20 protein-coding genes are annotated in these 20,311 nt (G+C 63.3%); 13 read left to right on the top strand and 7 right to left on the bottom strand.

The window, feature by feature from the left end:
* Nucleotides 1-86: 86 nt before the first annotated feature.
* The 5 genes from NEK97_RS07805 (at nucleotide 87) to NEK97_RS07785 (ending at nucleotide 4,662) form a co-directional block, all read left to right on the top strand.
* Nucleotides 87-890 (top strand): electron transfer flavoprotein subunit beta/FixA family protein, encoded by an 804-nt coding sequence (locus NEK97_RS07805; protein WP_257369235.1) that lies wholly within the window; start codon nucleotides 87-89, stop codon nucleotides 888-890.
* Nucleotides 891-903: 13 nt separating this feature from the next.
* Nucleotides 904-1,857 carry an electron transfer flavoprotein subunit alpha/FixB family protein gene (locus tag NEK97_RS07800; protein WP_235520639.1) on the top strand — a complete coding sequence of 318 codons (954 nt, stop codon included), beginning with the start codon at nucleotides 904-906 and terminating at the stop codon, nucleotides 1,855-1,857.
* Nucleotides 1,858-1,862: 5 nt separating this feature from the next.
* Nucleotides 1,863-2,642 carry a PIG-L deacetylase family protein gene (locus NEK97_RS07795; RefSeq protein WP_257369234.1) on the top strand — a complete coding sequence of 260 codons (780 nt, stop codon included), beginning with the start codon at nucleotides 1,863-1,865 and terminating at the stop codon, nucleotides 2,640-2,642.
* 74 nt (nucleotides 2,643-2,716) lie between these two features.
* Complete coding sequence (locus NEK97_RS07790) at nucleotides 2,717-3,262, top strand: gluconokinase (RefSeq protein WP_257369233.1); 546 nt, start codon at nucleotides 2,717-2,719, stop codon at nucleotides 3,260-3,262.
* Nucleotides 3,259-4,662 carry a GntP family permease gene (locus tag NEK97_RS07785; RefSeq protein WP_257369232.1) on the top strand — a complete coding sequence of 468 codons (1,404 nt, stop codon included), beginning with the start codon at nucleotides 3,259-3,261 and terminating at the stop codon, nucleotides 4,660-4,662. Before NEK97_RS07790 ends, NEK97_RS07785 begins: the two co-directional genes overlap by 4 nt.
* Before the next feature lie 86 nt (nucleotides 4,663-4,748).
* Here NEK97_RS07785 and NEK97_RS07780 read toward each other — a convergent pair whose 3' ends face one another.
* The 4 genes from NEK97_RS07780 to NEK97_RS07765 form a co-directional block, all read right to left on the bottom strand.
* Nucleotides 4,749-5,579 (bottom strand): anti-sigma factor, encoded by an 831-nt coding sequence (locus NEK97_RS07780; protein WP_257369231.1) that lies wholly within the window; start codon nucleotides 5,577-5,579, stop codon nucleotides 4,749-4,751.
* A complete protein-coding gene (gene sigK / locus NEK97_RS07775; RefSeq protein ID WP_374111521.1) occupies nucleotides 5,572-6,297 on the bottom strand; it encodes an ECF RNA polymerase sigma factor SigK in 726 nt (241 codons plus the stop codon). The genes NEK97_RS07780 and sigK overlap by 8 nt, the downstream gene beginning before the upstream one ends.
* Before the next feature lie 77 nt (nucleotides 6,298-6,374).
* Nucleotides 6,375-6,842 carry a tRNA (cytidine(34)-2'-O)-methyltransferase gene (locus tag NEK97_RS07770; protein WP_211714220.1) on the bottom strand — a complete coding sequence of 156 codons (468 nt, stop codon included), beginning with the start codon at nucleotides 6,840-6,842 and terminating at the stop codon, nucleotides 6,375-6,377.
* A gap of 43 nt (nucleotides 6,843-6,885) precedes the next feature.
* Nucleotides 6,886-7,824, bottom strand: coding sequence for a J domain-containing protein (locus NEK97_RS07765; RefSeq protein ID WP_257369230.1), 939 nt, complete (start codon nucleotides 7,822-7,824; stop codon nucleotides 6,886-6,888).
* Nucleotides 7,825-7,935: 111 nt separating this feature from the next.
* Here NEK97_RS07765 and NEK97_RS07760 point away from each other — a divergent pair, with 111 nt between their 5' ends.
* On the top strand, nucleotides 7,936-8,877 hold the full coding sequence (locus tag NEK97_RS07760; RefSeq protein WP_374111520.1) for a diacylglycerol kinase family protein: 942 nt from the start codon (nucleotides 7,936-7,938) through the stop codon (nucleotides 8,875-8,877).
* A gap of 75 nt (nucleotides 8,878-8,952) precedes the next feature.
* Complete coding sequence (locus NEK97_RS07755; RefSeq protein WP_257369228.1) at nucleotides 8,953-9,624, top strand: hypothetical protein; 672 nt, start codon at nucleotides 8,953-8,955, stop codon at nucleotides 9,622-9,624.
* Between the two features lie 20 nt (nucleotides 9,625-9,644).
* On the opposite strand, the gene NEK97_RS07750 is transcribed toward NEK97_RS07755, so the two are convergent.
* On the bottom strand, nucleotides 9,645-10,061 hold the full coding sequence (locus NEK97_RS07750; protein WP_257369227.1) for a hypothetical protein: 417 nt from the start codon (nucleotides 10,059-10,061) through the stop codon (nucleotides 9,645-9,647).
* 89 nt (nucleotides 10,062-10,150) lie between these two features.
* On the opposite strand from NEK97_RS07750, the gene NEK97_RS07745 reads away from it, so the two are divergent.
* Complete coding sequence (locus NEK97_RS07745; protein ID WP_257369226.1) at nucleotides 10,151-10,846, top strand: metalloregulator ArsR/SmtB family transcription factor; 696 nt, start codon at nucleotides 10,151-10,153, stop codon at nucleotides 10,844-10,846.
* A 9-nt stretch (nucleotides 10,847-10,855) separates the two neighbouring features.
* Nucleotides 10,856-12,079, top strand: a complete 1,224-nt coding sequence (locus NEK97_RS07740; protein WP_235520628.1) for a cysteine desulfurase family protein — start codon at nucleotides 10,856-10,858, stop codon at nucleotides 12,077-12,079.
* A gap of 39 nt (nucleotides 12,080-12,118) precedes the next feature.
* Here NEK97_RS07740 and NEK97_RS07735 read toward each other — a convergent pair whose 3' ends face one another.
* A complete protein-coding gene (locus NEK97_RS07735; RefSeq protein WP_257369225.1) occupies nucleotides 12,119-13,357 on the bottom strand; it encodes an NAD(P)/FAD-dependent oxidoreductase in 1,239 nt (412 codons plus the stop codon).
* A 176-nt stretch (nucleotides 13,358-13,533) separates the two neighbouring features.
* Here NEK97_RS07735 and mnmA point away from each other — a divergent pair, with 176 nt between their 5' ends.
* Together mnmA and NEK97_RS07725 are read left to right on the top strand one after the other, a co-directional pair.
* The gene (gene mnmA, locus NEK97_RS07730; RefSeq protein ID WP_257369298.1) at nucleotides 13,534-14,655 is read left to right on the top strand and encodes a tRNA 2-thiouridine(34) synthase MnmA; all 1,122 of its coding nucleotides are present in this window, start codon (nucleotides 13,534-13,536) and stop codon (nucleotides 14,653-14,655) included.
* 94 nt (nucleotides 14,656-14,749) lie between these two features.
* On the top strand, nucleotides 14,750-16,375 hold the full coding sequence (locus tag NEK97_RS07725) for a hypothetical protein (protein WP_257369224.1): 1,626 nt from the start codon (nucleotides 14,750-14,752) through the stop codon (nucleotides 16,373-16,375).
* 19 nt (nucleotides 16,376-16,394) lie between these two features.
* Here the strand turns inward: NEK97_RS07725 and NEK97_RS07720 are convergent, their stop codons facing one another.
* Complete coding sequence (locus NEK97_RS07720; protein WP_257369223.1) at nucleotides 16,395-17,222, bottom strand: caspase family protein; 828 nt, start codon at nucleotides 17,220-17,222, stop codon at nucleotides 16,395-16,397.
* A gap of 242 nt (nucleotides 17,223-17,464) precedes the next feature.
* Here NEK97_RS07720 and NEK97_RS07715 point away from each other — a divergent pair, with 242 nt between their 5' ends.
* The gene (locus NEK97_RS07715) at nucleotides 17,465-19,093 is read left to right on the top strand and encodes an ABC transporter substrate-binding protein (RefSeq protein WP_257369222.1); all 1,629 of its coding nucleotides are present in this window, start codon (nucleotides 17,465-17,467) and stop codon (nucleotides 19,091-19,093) included.
* A gap of 126 nt (nucleotides 19,094-19,219) precedes the next feature.
* Nucleotides 19,220-20,311, top strand: coding sequence for an ABC transporter permease (locus NEK97_RS07710; RefSeq protein ID WP_257369221.1), 1,092 nt, complete (start codon nucleotides 19,220-19,222; stop codon nucleotides 20,309-20,311).

Raw genomic sequence — 20,311 nt, 5'->3', positions numbered from 1 at the left:
CCACGCGCTGGGCAATTCACGGCCACGCTTCTGCGTTTGGCCGTCCACAAGCATGGAAGGCTGCTTCGAAGACAGTGGAAGAGACATTGAAGATTGTCGTTCTGGTCAAGCACGTCCCGGACGCGCAGTTCGACCGGCACATCACCGGCCCAGACAACACAACCGACCGTGACGAGAGCATCCTGTCCGAACTGGATGAGTACGCCCTCGAGGCCGCGCTGCAGCTCGCTGAAGAGCGTGGCGGCCCCAAAGCCGGCAACGAGGTCATTGCCTTGAGCATGGGTCCCTCGGGAGCCGTTAATGCCGTCAAGAAATCCCTCCAGATCGGAGCGTATTCGGGCGTCCACCTGAGTGACGACGCGCTGGCCGGCTCGGATGCGGCGGCTACGTCCCTTGCCCTTGCCGCCGCCATTGAGCACCTTTCGGCTGACGGCCGTCCGGTGGACCTTGTCCTGACGGGCATGGCATCGACCGATGGCGAGACCTCGCTTGTTCCGGCGCAGCTGGCTGAGCGGTTGTCGTACCCACAGGTGACCTTCGCGTCGAGCCTGGAGGTTTCGGGCGGCCAGGTCCGCGCACGCCGTGACGCCGGCCACTTTTCGGAGACTGTCGAAGCGGGCCTTCCGGCCGTCGTTTCGGTCACCGACCAGATCAACGAGCCCCGGTACCCCAACTTCAAGGGAATCCTGGCGGCCAAGAAAAAGAAGATCGCTTCCCTGACGCTGTCCGATATTGGGCTGGATCCCTCCCAGGTCGGCCTGGCCGGCTCCTGGACAGTGGTGGAATCGGCGGATGCGCGTCCACCCCGGACCGCAGGCACCATCATCACAGACGAAGGCGACGCCGGCATCAAGCTGGTCGACTTCCTGGCCGCACAGAAGCTGCTCTAAGGGGATCCCAACCATGGCAAATGCACTTGTTTTCATTGACAACCCGGGAGCGGCTCTCAAGAAGAGCAGCCTGGAGCTCCTGACCATCGCCCGTTCGCTGGGGGAGACCGCCGTCGCAATTACCGGTGAACTGACCGACGACGTCGCGGCCACCTTGGGTGCCTACGGTGCCTCTGCGGTGTACCAGCCGTCGCTGGCGAACCTTGACGAATACCTTGTTGGGCCGAAGGCCGCTTACCTTGCGGCAGCCGTCGACGCTTCGGGAGCCACCGCAGTGCTTCTCGACAACTCGCCAGAGGGCAAGGAAATTGCGGGCCGGCTCGGCATCAAACTCAGCGCAGGTGTTATCACGGATGTCGTGGGCGTCGAAGCTGACGGCACTGCGCACAAGTCTGTGCTGGCCGGTTCCTACACCACCACTGCCAAGGCCACGACGCCGGTCACGGTGTTGTCGGTGAAGGCCAATAACGTTGAGCCGGCTCCGGTTGGTGCTACCGCTGTCCCGACGACCACCACGGTGGATGTACCGGCCGATGCCGCAGCGAACTCTGCCCGCATCGCGGCCCGCACCGAAAAGCCGGTCAGTGGGCGGCCGGACCTCAGCGAAGCCAGGATCGTTGTTGCCGGCGGACGCGGCGTGGACGGGGACTTCGGTCCACTTGAAGAGCTTGCAGATGCTTTGGGTGCCGCGGTGGGTGCATCCCGTGCCGCCACCGACGCCGGCTGGATCGGTCACGATGCCCAGGTCGGCCAGACCGGTGTCACGGTGTCTCCGCAGCTGTACATCTCCGCCGGCATATCCGGGGCCATCCAGCAGAAGGCCGGAATGCAGACCTCCAAGGTCATCGTTGCCATCAACAAGGATGCCGAGTCTCCGGTGTTCGAGATCGCGGATTATGGCATCATCGGTGACCTTTTCAAGGTCCTTCCGCAGGCAACCGCAGAAATCAAGAAGCGGAAAGGCTGATCGCTTTGCCTACTGACGTCCCGTCAGCAAAGAGCCCGTTCGATGCCTCCACGGAGCGTGTCGAGCGGGTGCTTTGTTTTACCGCCCATCCTGACGACATCGATTTTGGCGCTGCGGGCACCATCGCAGCCTGGACGGCAGCCGGTGTCGAGGTCAGCTACTGCATCATGACCGACGGCGATGCCGGCGGATTCGATCCTGTGGACCGGGAACGCATCATCGAGTTGCGGGCCGAGGAGCAGAAGCGGGCCGCTGCTTTGGTTGGTGTCACTGACATCCATTACCTTCACGAGCGCGACGGCTACCTTGAACCGACTCACGGCGTCATCAAGCAGGTGGTGAAGCTGATCCGTGAGATCCGGCCGGACATCGTCTTGACCATGCATCCGGAGCGGAACTGGGACCGCCTCCAGAAGAGCCACCCCGACCACCTTGCGGCAGGGGAAGCGGTGACCCGGGCCGTGTATCCGGCGGTGGAGAATCCCTTCGCTTATCCGGAACTGGCGGAGGCCGGGCTCGAGGCCTACAAGTTGCCGTGGCTCTGGTTTATCTCGAGCCCGGAGGCCCGGGAGAACCACTTCGTGGATGTCTCGGCCCACGTTTCCGCCAAGCTCGACGCCATACGGGTCCACGCGAGCCAGCACCCGGATGTCGAAGCGATGGAGAGGGTGGTCCGCGGCCTCATGGTCGCTAACGGACAGCGTGCCGGACTGCCGGAGGGGACCAGCGCCGAGGGCTTCCATGTGGTGTCTGTCAATGGATCCAGCACCATAGCAGGCTTCTGATATTGCCGTGATGTAACCCGTGTCATATGCTTGACCTCGGTTAAATCATATTTATTCGAGGAAGGCAGACTTTGATGGCGAAGACTGCGCAACAACCCGTACTGGTGATTATGGGAGTCTCCGGTTCCGGCAAATCGACTGTGGCCGGTGTTCTCGCCGGGAAGCTGGGATGGGATCTCGCTGAGGGCGACGACCTTCACCCCGAAGCCAACGTCGCCAAGATGCAGTCGGGGCTCGCCCTCACTGATGAGGACCGTTGGCCTTGGCTGGACATCATTTCGGACTGGATCCGTCAGCGCACGGACGCCGGAATCCCGGCAATCATTACGTGCTCGGCACTGAAAAAGAAGTACCGCGACGTTCTCCGCGGCGAAGGCGTGGTGTTCGTATTCCTGCAGGGAAGCAAGGACAAGATCTCGGACCGACTGGCCTCCAGGCACGGGCATTTCATGCCGCCGTCGCTTCTGGAATCGCAGTTTGACGCCCTGGAGGAACCCACCGACGACGAGAACTACATCTCGCTGTGCGTTTCCGCCTCGCCGGCCGAGGAAGCTGACGAAGTCATCGAGCGGCTTGGTCTTCGCCCCATGGGTGCCAATACCGGAACGAGTGCCTCGTGAAGGCCTTGGAAGCTGCGACGGAAGTGCAGCAATGGACCGCGCACGACACCCAGCTCCTGGTAGTTGCGGCGCTGGGAATCGCCCTGATCGTGGTGCTGATCGCAAAGCTCAAAATGCACCCGTTCCTTTCACTTGTTCTGGGCTCAGCCTTTGTTGGGCTTGCGTCAGGGGTGGAGCTGGGGAAAGTCATCACCAACTTCGAGGACGGCGTGGGCGGTGTCCTGAAGGAAGTCGGCCTGCTGATTGCCCTTGGCGCCATGCTCGGGAAGTTGCTCGCCGATTCCGGCGGGGCCAACCGGGTTGTTGATACGCTGCTGGCCAAGGCCAGCGGTAACAAGCTGGTCTGGATGATCACCCTGGTCGCGGTCATCATCGGCCTGCCGATGTTCTTCGAGATCGGGCTCGTCCTGCTGCTGCCGGTCATCGTGCTGGTCACCCAGCGATCCAAGATGAAGCTGATGCGCATAGCCATCCCGGCACTGGCTGGCCTGTCGGTGCTTCACGGCCTCGTGCCACCGCACCCGGGACCGCTCATTGCCATCAGTGCAGTGAAAGCGGAGCTCGGCACAACGCTGGGCCTGGGCATTTTGGTGGCGATCCCCACCGTAATCATCTGTGGTCCCCTCTTCTCACGCCTTGCAGCCCGTTGGGTCCCCGTGGATGCTCCGGCCGTTGCAGGTGGCATTGACACCCAGCACACGGCGGACTTGAGCGACGTCAAGCGCCAGCCTTCCTTTGGCGTGACTCTGCTGACCATCATCTTCCCGGTTGTCCTGATGCTCCTGAAGGCCTTGGGTGGCATCATTTGGCCGGACGCCGCAACTGCGCCCGGCATCAGGATCTTCTTCGACTTCGTCGGCCAGCCGCTGGTAGCCATGACCCTTGCTGTGCTCCTGGCAATCGTTACCTTCGGCTACGCCGTGGGATTCACCGGAACCAGGATCACGGCCAAACTGGGGGAGAGCCTTGGCCCCATCGCAGCCATCCTCCTCATTGTGGGTGCAGGCGGCGGTTTCAAGCAGACGCTCATTGGTGCCGGAGTGGGAGACGCCGTCAAGAAGTGGGCAGAAGGGGCCAACATGTCGGTCCTGGTCCTGGGCTTCATTGTCGCAGTGGCCCTCCGCCTGGCCACCGGCTCGGCAACAGTTGCTACGGTGACCGCAGCCGGTATCGTCGCACCCCTTGCCAGCAGCCTGAGCCCAACTCATGCAGCTCTGCTTGCGTTGGCGATCGGCGCCGGCTCGCTGTTCCTATCGCATGTCAACGACGCCGGATTCTGGTTGGTCAAGGAACTGTTCGGCCTCACGGTCGGGCAAACGTTCAAGACGTGGTCGGTCATGGAGACCTTGATTTCCGTGGTTGGATTCGGCTTCGTGATGCTGCTGTCGCTGGTGTTATAGGTTCCGGAACGCATTAAGACGCCGACGGCGGCCGTCCCTTGTTGGTGGGGCGGCCGCCGTCGGGCGTTAAATCAGCGCGTCAGCGCTCAAGCAGACAACGCCACTACGAGCACGGGGGCCGTGGTGGGTGCTTTTGACCCGCCTGCCGGTTCCACGGTGATGGCGACCGAGGATGCCGAGGAGAGGCCTTTTACAACTGCCGGCTTTGAGAGCGTTTGGGCGTCCATGGTGCCTTGGGGTACGGGGGCGGATCCGTCCTTTGGCAGCGTCCACAGCTGGTAGACCTTGCCCTCGGGTGCAGGTGCTACGCCATTCATCAGGACCACAAAGGAGTCCTTGGCCGAGGACGCCGAGATGGTGGCTGTGCCGCCGCCGGGAACCGCTGCAGACTGCTTCTGGACATCCTGTGCCTGGAGGACCTGGTTGACGGGATCATTTTGGGCGGAGACATACGACCCCACACCAATCCCACCCAGGGCAAGCGCCGCGGCGGCTGCCGCTCCTACGATCCATCGGCGCGCGCCACCATTGCGGCGTTCTTCGCGCTTTGCCCTGGCTGCCGCGAGATCGTCGACGGCGGGCCCGGCCACCGCAGGCGCTGCGGGCGCGGAAGCCGGCTCCGTTGCAGCGTCCTTGGTGATGCGGTCCATGATGTTTCCGAAAAGCGCGGCAGGCGGCTCTTCCTCGGGCGCAAAGCTGACCGCAAGGGTCTCGCGGGCTTCACGGACCCGCTCCAGGAATTCCGGAGCTTCGGGGGCGTCCTTGACGTACTCATCGATCATGGCCCGTTCATCGTCACTGACGGCGTCCAGGGCATAGATCTCAGCCAATTCGAGGACCCGGCCCTCGGCGAGGTCGGTAGCAATGTCGTTGGCAAACATTCTGCGGATAAAGCCTCCACCAGTGTTCTCACTCAAAGGAACCCACCCCCAGGCAGGTCTTCAGGCGCAGCAGTCCGTCGCGGATGCGGGACTTGATCGTGGGAACGGCGGCGCCAAGGTGCTCGGCCACTTCCCTGTAGGTCAGGCCGCCGTAGTAGGCGAGCCGGACCGACTCGCGCTGGGTGTCAGTCAAGGTGCCAAGGCATCGGCTGACGGCCTCGGCTTCGAGGTTGCTGTCCGCTTCCTCTGCCACCACGTCCCTGTCCGGGTCCAAGCTGGCTGCGCCGTATTTGGCCTCACGGTCCGTTGCGGACTGCACGGAACGCACCCGATCAATGGCGCGACGATGCGCGATGGTCATGAGCCAGGCCAGCGGAGTTCCTGCGGCACGGTCAAACTTTGCTGCGCCTTCCCATACCTGGATGAAGACTTCCTGGGTGGCGTCTTCGCTGAGGTCCGGGTCAATCAGGACCCGCTTGGCCATGCCGAATACCCTCCGCGAAGTGAGACGGTAGAACTCTGCGAAGGCCTGCTGGTCTCCTGCGGCCACAAGGTTGAGCAGGCCGGTGAGCTGCGAGTTCAGGTCTGTCGCAGTATCGGCCGGCTCGACCACCGGAACGGAGGGTTTGTTGGGGATGTCCATCACCGTCCAGCATATGTTGTCCCGTTTGAATCGCGCAGCATGAGCCGCTGGTGTTGTGGGCGCGGCGGGACGGTGCCTTGCTGCCATCACGCTGGTCTGCTGCACGCTCACGTAGGCTCCCTCAATGAATATCCGCGCCAGGGTTGTCCCTGCATAAGGTATTCGGTGCTGTGGGGTCCTTGGATGGGCTAGAGTTTGGCGCCCGCGAATCCGTTTTGCCGCCAGGCCTCGAAGACTGCGATCGAGGCCGCGTTGGCCAGGTTCAGTGAGCGGAGGGAAGGCTTCATGGGCAGGCGTACACGTGCTGTGACGTGGGGATCCTGCTTGAGCCATTCCGGCAAGCCCACGGACTCGGGGCCGAACATCAGGACGTCCCCTTCGCGGTAGCTGATGTCCGTGTAGGACGTTTCGCCGTCGGCGGTGTAGGCGAAGACGCGCTCCGGCTGCAGGGCCGACCACGCGGCGTCGATGTCCTTGTGGACAGTCACGACAGCCAGGTCGTGGTAATCGAGGCCGGCGCGGCGCAGCTTGGCGTCGGAGAAGTCGAAACCCAAGGGCTCCACCAAATGGAGCTCAGCCCCGGTGATGGCCGCCAGGCGGATAGCGTTGCCCGTATTGCCCGGGATTTCTGGAGTGTGGAAAAGGATGCGGAACACTGTCCCATCTTAGTCAGGGGCCCGGAGGAGCTACTGATTGGGCTTAGTGCATCCCGCGGAGGAGGCGTGCCAACACCGGGACTACAACGGTGTTGGGTGCGGGGCCGGAGCTGAGGAACTGCTTCAAGCCCCGAGCCAGACCGGCGCCATTGACCACTTCCACCGGGTTGTGGGTGGACTGGCCCTTGCCGTACTGGTCGATGACCGGTTCGTGGAGGTTTCCGTCCGGGCTGTGCAGGACCACCCAGCCGGTGACGTTCAGTTCAGGAAAGATCTCCTGCATATGGCGGACGATGTGAGCCAGTTGCGGGGGAGCAACGGAACGTCCGCCATGCCGCAGCGATTGTCCGTCCCACGCATAGGCGCCTTTGGGCAGCAGCATGGAGCCCACCAGGGCAAGCCGGTAGCCCGACAGGACAGCGTGATCGATGTGGTTATTGTCCGACGGCGACCGGAGACCGTTGATCAGGCGGGCGGCGGGGATAGCGGTCAGGACTTGCCGGCTGATGAGTTGGACCGTTCTCATTTCGCGCTGGATGCGCGCTTCGGCGCCAAAGATGCCGCGTTTGCGGGGTATGCCGTGGACTTGCCGGGCCGCCTCTGCCGCGGAGATAAGGGGAACCTCGTTGGGGTCCTCAAAGCCGGGGACGTAGACCGGGGGATCGCCGGCTGTGTTTCGTTGGGCTTGGGGTCGTTTGATGTTGGTGGTCGGACCCGGAGCGGACGCGCCCGTGTAATCGCCTGGCCGCGGCTGGCTGACACCCGACGCTCCGCTGGCATAGCGGCGGTCATATTCTGCCCTGCGCTGTGGATCGATCAATGTCTCGTAGGCCAAGGTCACCCGCCGGAACATTTCCGCTTCTCCGCCGTGATCGGGGTGGGCCATACGGGCGGCCTTGCGGTAGGCCACTTTGATCTCCTTGTCCGTCGCGGTGACGGAGACACGGAGAACCTGATAGTGCGAACTGCTGCCCTCGGCCAAGCACGGGCCCTTCTCTTATGACGGTCCGCGCAAGACAGGCGCGGCACTGGCAAGTTTATCCAGCTACGTGGTGAACGAGTGCAGGAGGGTGCGTGGTTCCCGGCTGGCATAATGCAGGCTGTGACGTCACCCGCCCTTCCCGTCCCGTCCTCCGGCGCATCGGGACATATTGTCCTGGCAATAAATCCTGCTGCTTCCTTCGGCCGTACCCGCCATGCCGGGCACCAGGCCGCAGGGTGTTTCCGCGCTGCAGGCTGGGACGTCGTCGTGCTCGAAGCTGAAGATTATGGCGCCCTGGCTGACATGGTGGACCGCGCGCTGGGCGGGACGGGTGTGGCTGCGTTGGTGGTGGTGGGAGGCGATGGCATGGTCCACCTGGGCGTCAATGCCCTTGCTGGCAAGGACATTCCATTGGGTATCGTCCCCAGCGGTACTGGCAATGACGTGGCGCGTTTGCTGAACCTGCCCCTCCATGACACCACCGCTGCGTGCAGGCAGGCGCTGGCCGCGCTGGCGTTCGATGGGCGGAAGATCGACGTCGGACGGGTCACCGTGGAGGGTCGCACCACCTGCTTTGCAGGGGTGCTCTCAGCCGGTTTCGATGCAGCAGTCAATGAACGGGCCAATTCCTGGCGTTGGCCGCGGGGAAAGAACCGATACAACCTGGCGATGCTGCGTGAGCTTGTCTCCTTCGGTCCGATCGAATATCGGGTGACTGCAGACGGCCGGCAGTGGAGGCAGCGGGCGTTGTTGATCTCCGTGGCCAACGGGCAATCGATCGGTGGCGGGATGAGGATCACCCCGCAAGCCGCCCCTGACGATGGATGGTTGGACCTGTTCGTGGTGCGGCCGCTTTCCAGGCTGCGCTTCCTGGCTGTCTTCCCCAAGGTGTTTGCGGGAAACCATACCGACCACCCGGCAGTACAGATCCGCAGGGTGAGGCAGGTGCGGCTGGAGGCTGCTGGTGTCGTTGCTTATGCCGACGGCGAGAGGCTGGGCGAATTGCCTGTCGATGTGGAAGTGGTGCCTGGCGGCTTGCGCGTCCTCGCCTGAGCGGTAGCCGGATAGACTCGATCGCGTCAGGGCCGCGGGCCGGGGCCGGGAAAGCCGGAAGGGGCTTGAGCGACAGTGTCAGGGAATGTTCGACGGCGGTTGGCCGGGTCGGCTGCCATCGCCGCCGTAGTTGTCCTGTTGGCCTCTTGCAGCGTCAACGTCCCGGATCCGGAAGCGCCGAAGCCCTCGCCGTCGGAGTCCACGCTTTCGACCCCCACCATTACGCCCGGGCACGATGCGGAGGCCGTGGCTGCCAAGGACCTTCCCATGACTGCAGGAAGCACCTTGGCTTCGGGGGATCCTGTGACGGTCTCCAGCCGGATGGAGGAGGTGCCCGGGTGGTCACTGGTTCATTCGGGCCTGCAGGGCGAAGTCCGGTACCAAAGGACTGATGGATGCGCGTTGGCAATCCGGGTTAGCGTCAACCAGGGCCCTCTGGTGGTCCCAGGCGACGACAACGCTTCAACCAGGGCCTTGTTCCAATACCTGGATCCCGGGATCGCCGCCGAGACTCTGAAGCCCGCCTCACTTCGATGGGGAGGAGACGCTGACAAACCGCAGCACAGTGTAGAGTTCCTCGCCCTGGACTCGTCATCCTCCGGAGGGACCGCGGCGCTGGTGCTGGCAAGGCTGTTCAGTGCGCCGGCGTCCTCGGTGTACATCTCCCTCGCTTGTCCGAATCCAGGAGCGCTCGCGAGCGCGCGGGCGGAGATGGTTTCCAAGCTGGCAGTGGTTCCCCCGTCCTGAGCGGCTTGCCCGGCTGGGTCCTAGCCTTGCGGTGCTCGGGCTGTGGCGAGGCGGTTCAGCGCCAATGCTCCTATGAGGAGGCCGAAATCCCTCAGCGCAACATCGAAGAACGCGCCAAGGACCAAAAGGTTGACGATGATGCCGAGCAGCCAGGCGGCAACCACCAAAGAGCCTACGCGCGGACGCACAGCGACCAGGAACCCGGCGACTACCTCCACCACGCCCACCCCATACATGAAGACTTGCGCAGGCACCGGTACCACGGCCGTGGCAACGGGAGCGAGGTAGTGGGTCCACTCCGTCAGGAGGTTGGTGAACTTGTCGAGGCCGAAAACCACGGGTGCGACCGTAAAGAGGGTCCGTAGCAGGATGAACGCCTGCCGGTCGGGGTTGCGGCGAAATGTGGCCCGCGGCATTGCTGTTGTTGAGGTTTCCATGACTCATCCTTTCTAAAAATAGATACCTTGATTTTAGAACCGACGGATTCTTAAATCAATGAATCTACTTTTAGAGATAAGCTGTTCCCATGGGCGCAACCGACTTCCCCTGGATCCGAAAAATCGCCGCCGTAGCCTCCTTGGGGGAGGAGAACCGCCGGGCGCTGTACCAGTACGTGCTGGCATCGGGTGAAGCCGTTGGCCGGGACCAGGCTGCCACGGCCCTTGGACTACCGCGAAGCACGGCCTCCTTCCATCTGGACCGGCTGGTGGATGACGGGCTTCTTCGCGCAGAGTTCAAAAGGCCGGGAGGTAAAACCGGTCCCGGGTCCGGGCGGCCCGCCAAGCTCTACAGGCCCACACTCGATGAAGTCGGCGCCTCGGTTCCGCAGCGGAGCTACGACCTTGCCGGCCACCTCATGGCTTCCGCGATTGCCCACTCCGCGGCGGAGGGAGTTCCGGTCTCACATGCCCTTCTCGATGTGGCCGATGCCTCCGGCAGGGAGGCCGGTCGATCGGGTGACTTCATTGGCGCACTCGCCGACTGCGGCTACCAGCCAACGCCCGACGACGCCGGCGGGTACCGGCTGCTCAACTGCCCCTTCCATCGACTCTCCCGGGACCACTCAGAGGTGGTTTGCCCCATGAACGGGGCCTTCCTGCGGGGTGTGGCGGTGACGTCCGGTGCCGACCCGTCAACGGTGGTGGGAGACACAGGGCCCGGACATTGCTGCGCCAGGATCACCCGCCACATTGACGACTCCGGCCACGACGCGGCCCGGTAGAATTGCAAGGTGCCTGTATACCTCGATCACGCTGCCACCACGCCCCTTTCGGCTGAAGCGCTCGCCGTCATGACGCGTGAGCTGGCGCGAACAGGCAATCCGTCCTCGCTTCACGGCGCGGGCCGTCGTGCACGCCGCGCGGTGGAGGATGCCCGCGAGACGTTGGCTGCCGCAGCCGGCGCCCATCCATCGGAAGTGATCTTCACTTCGGGTGGAACTGAAGCGGACAACCTGGCTGTCAAAGGCCTGTTCTGGGCCCGCCGTGACGAAAATCCGCGCCGGACCCGCATCCTCTGCTCCGCCGTCGAACATCACGCCGTCATGGACACCGTTGAGTGGCTCGAGCGCCACGAGGCGGCCGACGTCGTATGGCTTCCCGTGGACAGTGAAGGCGCCGTCCGGTTGGATGTACTCCAGCGCGAGATCGAACGTGACCCTGATTCGATCGCCTTGATTACCGTGATGTGGGCCAACAATGAGGTCGGGACCATCCAGCCGGTAGCCGAGGTGGTGGGGCTGGCAAAGCCCCACGGAATCCCGGTGCATTCGGACGCCGTCCAGGCATTCGGTTCTGTTCCCGTCGACTTCCGGGGATCGGGCCTGTCTGCAATGTCCGTCTCAGGTCACAAGCTCGGCGGACCAGTGGGCGTGGGCGCGTTGTTCCTGGGCAGGGCCGTGACCTTGACTCCGGTTCAGCATGGTGGCGGCCAGGAGCGGGACGTACGTTCGGGAACCCTGGACACGCCGGCCATCGCTGCGTTCGCTGCGGCCGCCGAAGCAGTCACCGCCCATTTGGCCCAAGAGCAGGAGCGGCTGGCTGGCCTGCGCGACCGCCTGATCGACGGCGTCCTGGCGGCGGTTCCCGATGCCGTACTGCGGGGAGCGCCGGGCGCTGGCCGCCTGCCCGGCAACGCCCACTTCACGTTCCCGGGATGTGAAGGGGATTCGCTGCTCTTCCTCCTTGACCTGGCCGGCGTGGAGTCGTCCACGGGATCGGCATGCACCGCGGGAGTGCCGCGCCCTTCGCATGTCCTCCTTGCCATGGGTTTGGATGAGGACACGGCCCGCGGGGCACAGCGGTTTACCCTGGGCCACAGCTCTACGGATGCCGACGTCGACGCACTCCTCAAGGCCCTGCCGGAGGCCTGTGCACGGGCACGTCAGGCCGGGATGGCCGGTCACGAGTCCAGCATTCAAACGGCGGCGACGGTAGCCAGGCAACACCAGGCCTGAGCTGTTGCGCGCCGCCAAGGCGTGGGCAGTTCCGCCCCGTTACGGGGTGGGCAGAAGTTCCTCGAGGGGGACTGCCGGATCGGTCAGCCGATCCAGGCCAACGCGTACCCTGCCCGTAATGAGGGCCTTGATCGCCTTCTGGACACGGCGTTGGTTGAGGCTCATGCCTGCAACCACGCATCCGTCGTTGACCCAGAAAGCGATGAAGCTGCCGTCAGCCACGGTGCCGCGAATGACGGGAGAAAGGCCGGATGCCAGTGAAGGGAAGCCTGAGTATTCCATGCTCGCCTCGAACTGGTCGGTATAGAAGTAGGGCACAGCATCAAACGTGGCGTCCTGGCCAAGCATCGACCTCGCCGCGGTCTTGCCGCCGTTGAGTGCGTTGGACCAGTGTTCGTTGCGGTGGTGTTCGCCGGTGAACGGATGGAGGGCGTTGGCCACATCTCCTGCGGCGAGGACGTCCGGGGCACTGGTGCGGAGGGCGCTGTCCACCAGGATCCCGTTGCGGACGGCCAGGCCGGCTGTCTCGGCGAGCGCGGTATCCGGGACGACGCCGACGGCAACGATGACGACGTCGGCCGGGAGCCTTTCGCCCGTGTCCGTGACCACTGCTTCCACTGTTCCGGCGCGTCCCTCGATTCCCGCCGCGCTCGCCGGAAGCCTGAAGGCCACACCGTGATCCTGGTGAAGGCGTTGGAAGTAGCGGCCCAATTTCGGTCCAATGGCGGCACTCAGCGGAATATCCTCCAGCCCGAGAAGAGTGACGTCGTTGCCGTACGTGCGGGCTGCCGCCGCCAATTCCATGCCGATCCAGCCGGATCCGATCATGACCACTTTCCTGCCGCCGGCTTTGAGGAGGCTTTGCAGCCGCAGGCTGTCCTCGAAGGTCCGGAAGGTCATGACGCCCGCCAGGTCCGAGCCGGGAAGGGGGATGGTCCTGGGGCGTGCGCCGGTGGCGATGAGCAGTTTGGCGTATTCCAGACGGTGGCCACCCTGCAGCACTATCCGATGGTTGGACGGATCGAGCTCCACCGCGGCGCTGCCAAGCAGGAGTTCGACGCCGTTCTCCTGGTACCAGCCGGCAGGAACCACCGGCACGGAATCTTCGCCCGCCTTTCCGAGGAGGAATTCCTTTGAAAGGGGAGGGCGGAGGTAGGGGATACGGTTCTCGGCGCAGAGCAGTGTGATGGGACCATCGAAACCTTCGTCCCGGAGGGTCCTTGCGGCAGTGGCGCCGGCAAGGCCACCGCCGGATATGACCATTTGTCCTGAAGCCATGTCAGCTCGATTCTAAAATCAGTTGTTCTCATTTTAGAATTACGGGCAGGAGTGGTCAAGGCATTTAGCACACTCCGGCTACTGCGAGCTAGAATGGACGGGCACACTGGCCGTTCCGGGCCGGACACAGGGCAGCCCCAAACACACAGAAAGCCAGCATGCGAGTACTTGCAGCAATGAGCGGCGGAGTCGACTCCGCCGTGGCAGCCGCCCGCGCCGTCGAAGCGGGGCACGACGTCGTCGGGGTCCACCTCGCGTTGTCGCGCATGCCGGGGACCCTCCGCACCGGAAGCCGCGGTTGCTGCACCATCGAGGATTCCCGTGACGCTTGGCGTGCTTGCGATGTCCTGGGAATCCCGTACTACGTGTGGGACTTCTCGGAGCGTTTCAAGGAAGACGTGGTCCAGGACTTCATCGATGAATACGCCGCCGGGCGCACGCCCAATCCGTGCATGCGCTGCAACGAGCGCATCAAGTTCGCCGCATTGCTGGAGAAGGCCATTGCTTTGGGTTTTGATGCTGTGTGCACCGGCCACTATGCCAAGGTCATCGAAGATGCCGACGGCAACCGCGAACTCCATCGTGCCGCTGACTGGGCAAAGGACCAGAGCTACGTTCTGGGTGTCCTGACCCACGAGCAGCTCAAGCACTCCATGTTCCCGCTCGCTGATACGCCGTCCAAGGCGGAGGTCCGCGCCGAAGCTGAACGCCGGGGCCTGTCCGTGGCAAACAAGCCGGACAGCCACGATATTTGCTTCATTTCCGACGGCGACACCCGTGGCTGGCTGGCCGAAAAGATCGAGATGACCACCGGCGATATCGTCGATGAAACCGGCGCCAAAGTCGGGGAGCATCCCGGCGCCAATGCCTTCACGGTGGGACAGCGTCGCGGCCTGAAGCTCGGGACGCCCGCTGCCGATGGCAAGCCCCGGTTTGTCCTGGAGATCCGTCCCAAGGAAAACAAAGTGGTGGTTGGTCCCGAAGCGCTCCTGGCCATCGATGAGATTCGCGGCATCAAGGTTTCGTGGGCAGGCCTGCCCATCTCCGAGGTTGCTACTGGTGCGGAGTTCGATTGCTACGCCCAGGTCCGCGCCCACGGTGATCCCGTGCCGGCAATTGCACGCGTGGAAGCAGTGACCGACGACTCCGGCATTGAGCGGGCTGAGCTCGTGGTTACCCTGACAGATCCCTTGCGTGGGGTTGCGCCGGGCCAGACAGTCGTGCTCTACCAAGGGAGCAGGGTACTGGGCCAGGCAACCATCGATGCCGCCCGCTCCCTCCAGCGCGCGGCACTCTAAAGGGCCATTGCCACCGGATTGGCCGGCCTCCATACTGGGCTAAGCAGCGTTTCCGCTGCGGTATGTGGGGTCCGCATCCGGGATGGCGATGACTGTGGCATTTCCAAAGAAGGGCCCGGGAGATGTCAAAGCCGGGCAAATGGTCACGGTGACCGTCCTGGCTGAGGGGCCAATCGGAGCGGACGGTACTGCCCCGGAGACGGCGCAGGTACGGATCCCTGTGGAACGGCTGAGGCGCGGACCCACCGGGCACCGCTACGCGATCCATATCCGGAAGTGGCGCGGTACCAACGTATCCCCGGTGACGCTTACCAGGCAGGGAGACCCCTGGCAGTTGGTCGACGAGCCGCCGCCGCACGGTCTGCGGGAGCTGCTGGATGACACCCGCTTCCTGGCCCAACATGTGTACGGGGTGGCGATGAGCACCTTGGACATCTTTGAAAGCACCCTGGGACGGCGCATGCCTTGGAACCCGGAGGGGCGCGTGGTCCTCAAAGCCCGCGACCTGGTCACAGCCACGGATACCGGATACCAGCGTGGAAGCAACATCATCCGCTTCGGCTCGGTGGATCGGATGGGATACAAGGTTCCGACGGCCCTCTACAGGGACATCGTGGCCCACGAGGTGACGCACGCGATCCTGGACGGATTCCGTCCCGCCTGGGCCGATGAGCTGGCCACCATGGAGCAGCTGGCGATGCACGAGGCCCTGGCTGACCTCGTGGCTATCCTTTCGGTCTTTTCTTCGCGGGACGTCGTCTACCGTCAACTTGAAGCAGCCCGAGCCGGTTTCGGAGCCGGGCAGGTGGTCGACGACGTGGTCATGATGCGATCGCTGTTCGATTTCGCCCGCGACCTGTTCGCCCGGGGGCCGCTGCGTGAGCCGTTCGTGGGCGTTGTCCCCGACCACTGGCAGGAGCTGTGCGAACCTCATGCACGCGGTGCCGTGGTGGTGGGCGCCGTGCTCCGTGCCGTCCAGCGGCTCTGGGGCGAAAGGAATGCCAGGCTGGGAGACGGGCAAAGCCTCCGGCAAAAAGCCGAATCCGGGTCCATCGTGGCAACCCGGGTCCTGCGGATGGTTATCCGGGGACTGTCCTACATGCCGCCGGTTGATGTGTCCTGGCGTGATCTCCTGCGGGGCATCATCGCAGCCGACCTGGACATGGTCCCGGAGGACATCCACGGGTACCGCGAGGCGCTTCAAGCGGAATTCTCCGCAATCGGCATCCGGAGGGTGTCCAGGGACAACATCAGCGGCGTTGAGAACTACCAGGGGCTCCGCTATCCCATCCGCCTATCGGCCCTGGGCTCGGACCCCCAGGAAGTGCAGCGCTTCGTCTGGGAAAACCCGAGGCTCCTGGACGCGGCACGGCTGGAACGACGGACGCCACTGAGCTCCACGCGCGTCCGGACATCGGAGCGCGTGTCCCCGGACGGGTTCGTCATTTCCGAAATTGGGGCTTCGTTCATCCAGACGGTGCGGATGAGCCGGCGGGAAGCGAACGTCCGCCTCGGGTTGAGGACCACAAGGGACTACGTTGACATTCGGGGTGGAGGACTTTTGCGGTTCGACGCCGGTGGGCGGCTCGTGTATGCCGCGCTGAAGCCCGTGATGGACCGGGACCGGCAAGGGAAGTTGTTCGGTTCCGACCAACAGCACGACGCCGAGCTGGCCGCCTCAGCGGGCGTGCGAAACAGGTTTCACGGCACCGGTGACTAGGCGATTCATGCCCGAACTGTCACGTTCCCCATGCGGCCTTGCGGGCTGCTCTGGGGGCTTCCAGTTGCGCCACTTGGTCAAAGCCTCCGGCCTTCAGGCCTTTGCTGACCAGCTTGAGGATTTCGGCCCGCCCCAACGCCCCGTCGGATCGGAGTGTCTTCAGGAAGTTGTAGGTGAAGGCGCCGTTATAGCGGCCCTCTATCAACGCGTCGGCGGCCGTTTGGTCCGATCGGCAGGCCGCCATCAGCACTGGAGCTGACAGCTTGGCGGTTTTGACCAGGTCGCGCAGGCTTCGGAGCTCCTTGTCTTCGTTCGCTATGGCAGCTTCCGGCGTCGGTGCGGGGAGGAAACGTGGCCGCCTGCCAGGTAGCAAGTCCAGGGACTTGAGCCCCGTGCCGCTGTGGCAGGTGTCCAGGACAACGTCCATGAGGACACCTGCGGGCAGGCGGGCAAAAACGGCTGAGAGTTCATCATCCGAGATCACGGTGTCGGGGTCCCACGCGTCCCCGCTGCTGTTGATGTCATGGCAGGCGAAAGCCTCATCCAGGCTGTCGTCCTCGTCCCCGTTGGTATCAGGGATTTGGGTGCCGTGGCTGGAAAAGGTGAAAACGAGATGTGTGGCTTTGCCGGCGACCGCCGCGTCCACCAGTTTGTTCAGCTCCGCCATGACTGACTTCTTCGTGGCCTGGGCGTCGCAGAGAACAGTGATGGCCGAAGCCTCGAAGCCGTAGGAGTCTGCCAGGACAGCGGCCAGGTCGTTGGCATCGTTCACGCAGCCCTGTAGCCAGCTCGACTGCGGCAGGGAAGCGAACTGATTGATACCTACGCAGAGTGCTGCCTTATCCATGTGCTTGTCCAAGCCGTCGCCCCTTGACTGATCACCCGGGACCACCATATTCCCGCCTCCGCGGCCGGGCAACGGCTGCCGGACGAAGAAGAAAGCTACTGGAAGGTAAATTTTATGTCTCGAATCACAAAATCCGGGGTTCTCCGCTCGGGAAGTCTGGTTGAATCGTGGGATCAAGAGTGTCCGCCGTCACAAATTTTCCACGGCGGCGCGCCCAATCCATCGAACAGAAGGTTCACCAGATGGCACTGAACAAGAAGGCCCTACACGGCGTTATCGCGCTGGCGGGCATCTCCGCATTCGCCTTGACGGCATGCACCGGGCCCTCCGGAGGCGGTTCATCATCCGCTCCGGCTGCCGGCGGCCCCATCGCCTACGGCACCACGGACAAGGTCACCTCCCTTGACCCGGCAGGCTCCTACGACAACGGTTCATTCATGGTGATGAACCAGGTCTACTCCTTCCTCCTCAATTCCAAGCCGGGCAGCGCAGAGCCCGTACCCGACCTCGCCGAATCGGCGTCGTTCACGTCCCCTTCCGAGTACACGGTCAAGCTCAAGTCGGGGCTCAAGTGGGCCAATGGCCACACCTTGGACTCCAAGGACGTCAAATTCTCGTTCGACCGCCAGGTAGCCATCAACGACCCCGCTGGACCGGCCTCGTTGCTTACCAACATCCAAAGCGTGAGCGCACCGGATGCCACCACCGTGGTGTTCAAGCTCAAGAACGCCAATGACCAAACGTTCAGCCAGATTCTCAGCAGCCCTGCCGCGCCGATCGTGGACGATGAAGTCTTCCCGGCAGACAAGATCCTCTCGGACGACGAAATCATCAAGGCCAACGCCTTCTATGGCCAGTACACAATCGACAGCTACAAAAAGAACGAGCTGGTCAGTTTCAAGGCATTTGCCGATTACAAGGGTGTCCTTGGCAAGCCGGCGAACGACGCCGCCACCATCAAGTACTACGCCAGCCCCACCAACCTGAAACTGGAAATCCAGCAAGGTGCCATTGACGTTGCCTTCCGCAGCCTCAGCGCGACGGACATCGACGATCTCCGCAAGGATTCCAAAGTCAAGGTCCTCACAGGCCCCGGTGGCGAAATCCGCTACATCACTTTCAACTTCGACACCATGCCGTTCGGAACCAAGGCCACCGGTGCTGATCCCGCCAAGGCACTTGCCGTGCGGCAGGCAATCGCCAACCTTGTTGACCGCCAGGCCATCGCCGACCAGGTTTACAAGGGCACCTACCTGCCCCTGTACTCGAACGTCCCCAACGGATTCATGGGAGCCAACGAGTCCTTCAAGGACGCCTATGGCGACGCCGGCAAGCCGAGCCTGGACAAGGCCAAGAAGGTCCTGACAGATGCCGGGATCACTGAACCCGTCTCACTGAACCTGCAGTACAACCCGGACCACTACGGTGGATCCTCCGGCGACGAATACGCCATGGTGAAGGAACAGCTGGAGAAGTCCGGCCTGTTCAAGGTCAACCTGCAATCCACCGAGTGGGTGACCTACAGCAAGGCCAGCCGCGCCGACGAGTACCCGCTGTTCCAGTTCGGTTGGTTCCCGGACTTCAGCGACGCTGACAACTACCTCACCCCGTTCTTCCCGGAGGGCGGCTTCCTCAAGAACCACTACAACAACGCCACGGTCAACGACCTCATCGCCAAGCAGCTCACCGAAGCGGACAAGACCAAGCGCGAATCCGACATCAAGGATGTCCAGAACGCACTGGCCAAGGACATCTCCACCTTGCCCCTGCTCCAGGGTGCCCAGGTGGCAGTGGTCGGCAGTGGCGTGAACGGTGTCGACAAGACACTGGATCCGTCCTTCAAGTTCCGCCTCGGAACTGTCTCCAAGTAACCGAGCCTCTCCATGGAAGGAAGGCGGGACGTCCACCAGACGTCCCGCCTCCTTGCTGAACACCAAGGTGGGCAGCACGCATGAGCCAAATCCCGCGCAATCCACGGGCAGGAAATACAGGTAACAATGACAACACTTATTGAGGTCCCCGAGGCAGAGCCAGGGATCGTTGCTCCAAAGAGCAAGTCCAGGTCCGGAGGAGGGCTTGGCAGATACATCGTGGTCAGGTTCTTCCTGATCATCCCCACAGTTTTTATCCTCGTGACACTCGTCTTCTTCCTGATGCGGGTCATCGGCGACCCCATCACCGCGGCACAAGGTGGCCGGCTTCCTCCGGACGTTCTGGCGCAGCGCATCCATGACGCCGGCTACGACCGGCCCGTTCTCGTCCAGTACTTCGAATACCTCGGCCAACTCCTGACCGGGAACTTCGGTACCACTATCACGGACCGGCGTCCCGTCGTCGAGGTGCTCACTACCTTTGGTGCGGCAACCCTGGAGTTGTCCATCAGCGCACTGATCGTTGCGCTCGCAGTGGGAATTCCGCTCGGACTTATCGCCGCGCAACACCGGGACAAGACGTCCGACGCCGTGCTGCGGTTCTTTGCGATCCTTTGCTACGCGACACCCGTCTTCTTCTCGGGACTGCTGCTGAAGCTCACCTTCTCCGTCTGGCTGGGTTGGTTTCCCGTCGCGGGCCGTGCTTCAACCCGGACGGAACTGACCATGGGCGGACTGGCGGCGCCGTCGGGCATCTATTGGCTGGACGCGATTCGCAGCGGCAACTTCACGGCACTGGGCGATGTCGCAGCCCATGCGGTTCTCCCTGCCATCGCGTTGGGCTTGTTGACCGCCGGGGTGTTCCTGCGACTGGTGCGCACCAACGTGATCGGCACCCTCGGCAAGGACTACGTCGAGGCCGGCCGGTCCCGGGGTGTCAGCGAGTACAGGCTGGTGACCAAGCACGCCTATAAACCGGCACTGATTCCGGTCATTACCGTCATGGGCCTGCAGATCGCGTTGATGCTGGGCGGTGCCATCCTGACGGAAACCACGTTCGAGTGGAAGGGCCTTGGGTACCAACTGGTGCAGTACCTCAATGCCCGCGACTTCGTGGCAGTACAAGGCATCGTGGTGCTGCTGGCCATCATCGTGGCCGTCACCAACTTCATCGTGGACATCATCGCCGCGCTCATCGACCCCCGAGTGAGGTACTGA

It is taken from the genome of Paenarthrobacter sp. UW852 (assembly GCF_024608385.1).
Lineage (GTDB): Bacteria > Actinomycetota > Actinomycetes > Actinomycetales > Micrococcaceae > Arthrobacter.
Note: the sequence above shows the minus strand (reverse complement) of the source record. Positions and strands in the feature narration are given on the sequence as shown.

Coding starts and splice junctions, on each gene's coding strand:
- NEK97_RS07800 (WP_235520639.1), top strand. CDS start 904: ATGGCAAATGCACTTGTTTTCATTGACAACCCGGGAGCGGCTCTCAAG.
- NEK97_RS07760 (WP_374111520.1), top strand. CDS start 7,936: ATGCAGGCTGTGACGTCACCCGCCCTTCCCGTCCCGTCCTCCGGCGCA.
- mnmA (WP_257369298.1), top strand. CDS start 13,534: ATGAGCGGCGGAGTCGACTCCGCCGTGGCAGCCGCCCGCGCCGTCGAA.
- NEK97_RS07715 (WP_257369222.1), top strand. CDS start 17,465: ATGGCACTGAACAAGAAGGCCCTACACGGCGTTATCGCGCTGGCGGGC.
- NEK97_RS07745 (WP_257369226.1), top strand. CDS start 10,151: ATGGGCGCAACCGACTTCCCCTGGATCCGAAAAATCGCCGCCGTAGCC.
- NEK97_RS07750 (WP_257369227.1), bottom strand. CDS start 10,061: ATGGAAACCTCAACAACAGCAATGCCGCGGGCCACATTTCGCCGCAAC.
- NEK97_RS07790 (WP_257369233.1), top strand. CDS start 2,717: ATGGCGAAGACTGCGCAACAACCCGTACTGGTGATTATGGGAGTCTCC.
- NEK97_RS07735 (WP_257369225.1), bottom strand. CDS start 13,357: ATGGCTTCAGGACAAATGGTCATATCCGGCGGTGGCCTTGCCGGCGCC.
- NEK97_RS07720 (WP_257369223.1), bottom strand. CDS start 17,222: ATGGATAAGGCAGCACTCTGCGTAGGTATCAATCAGTTCGCTTCCCTG.
- NEK97_RS07710 (WP_257369221.1), top strand. CDS start 19,220: ATGACAACACTTATTGAGGTCCCCGAGGCAGAGCCAGGGATCGTTGCT.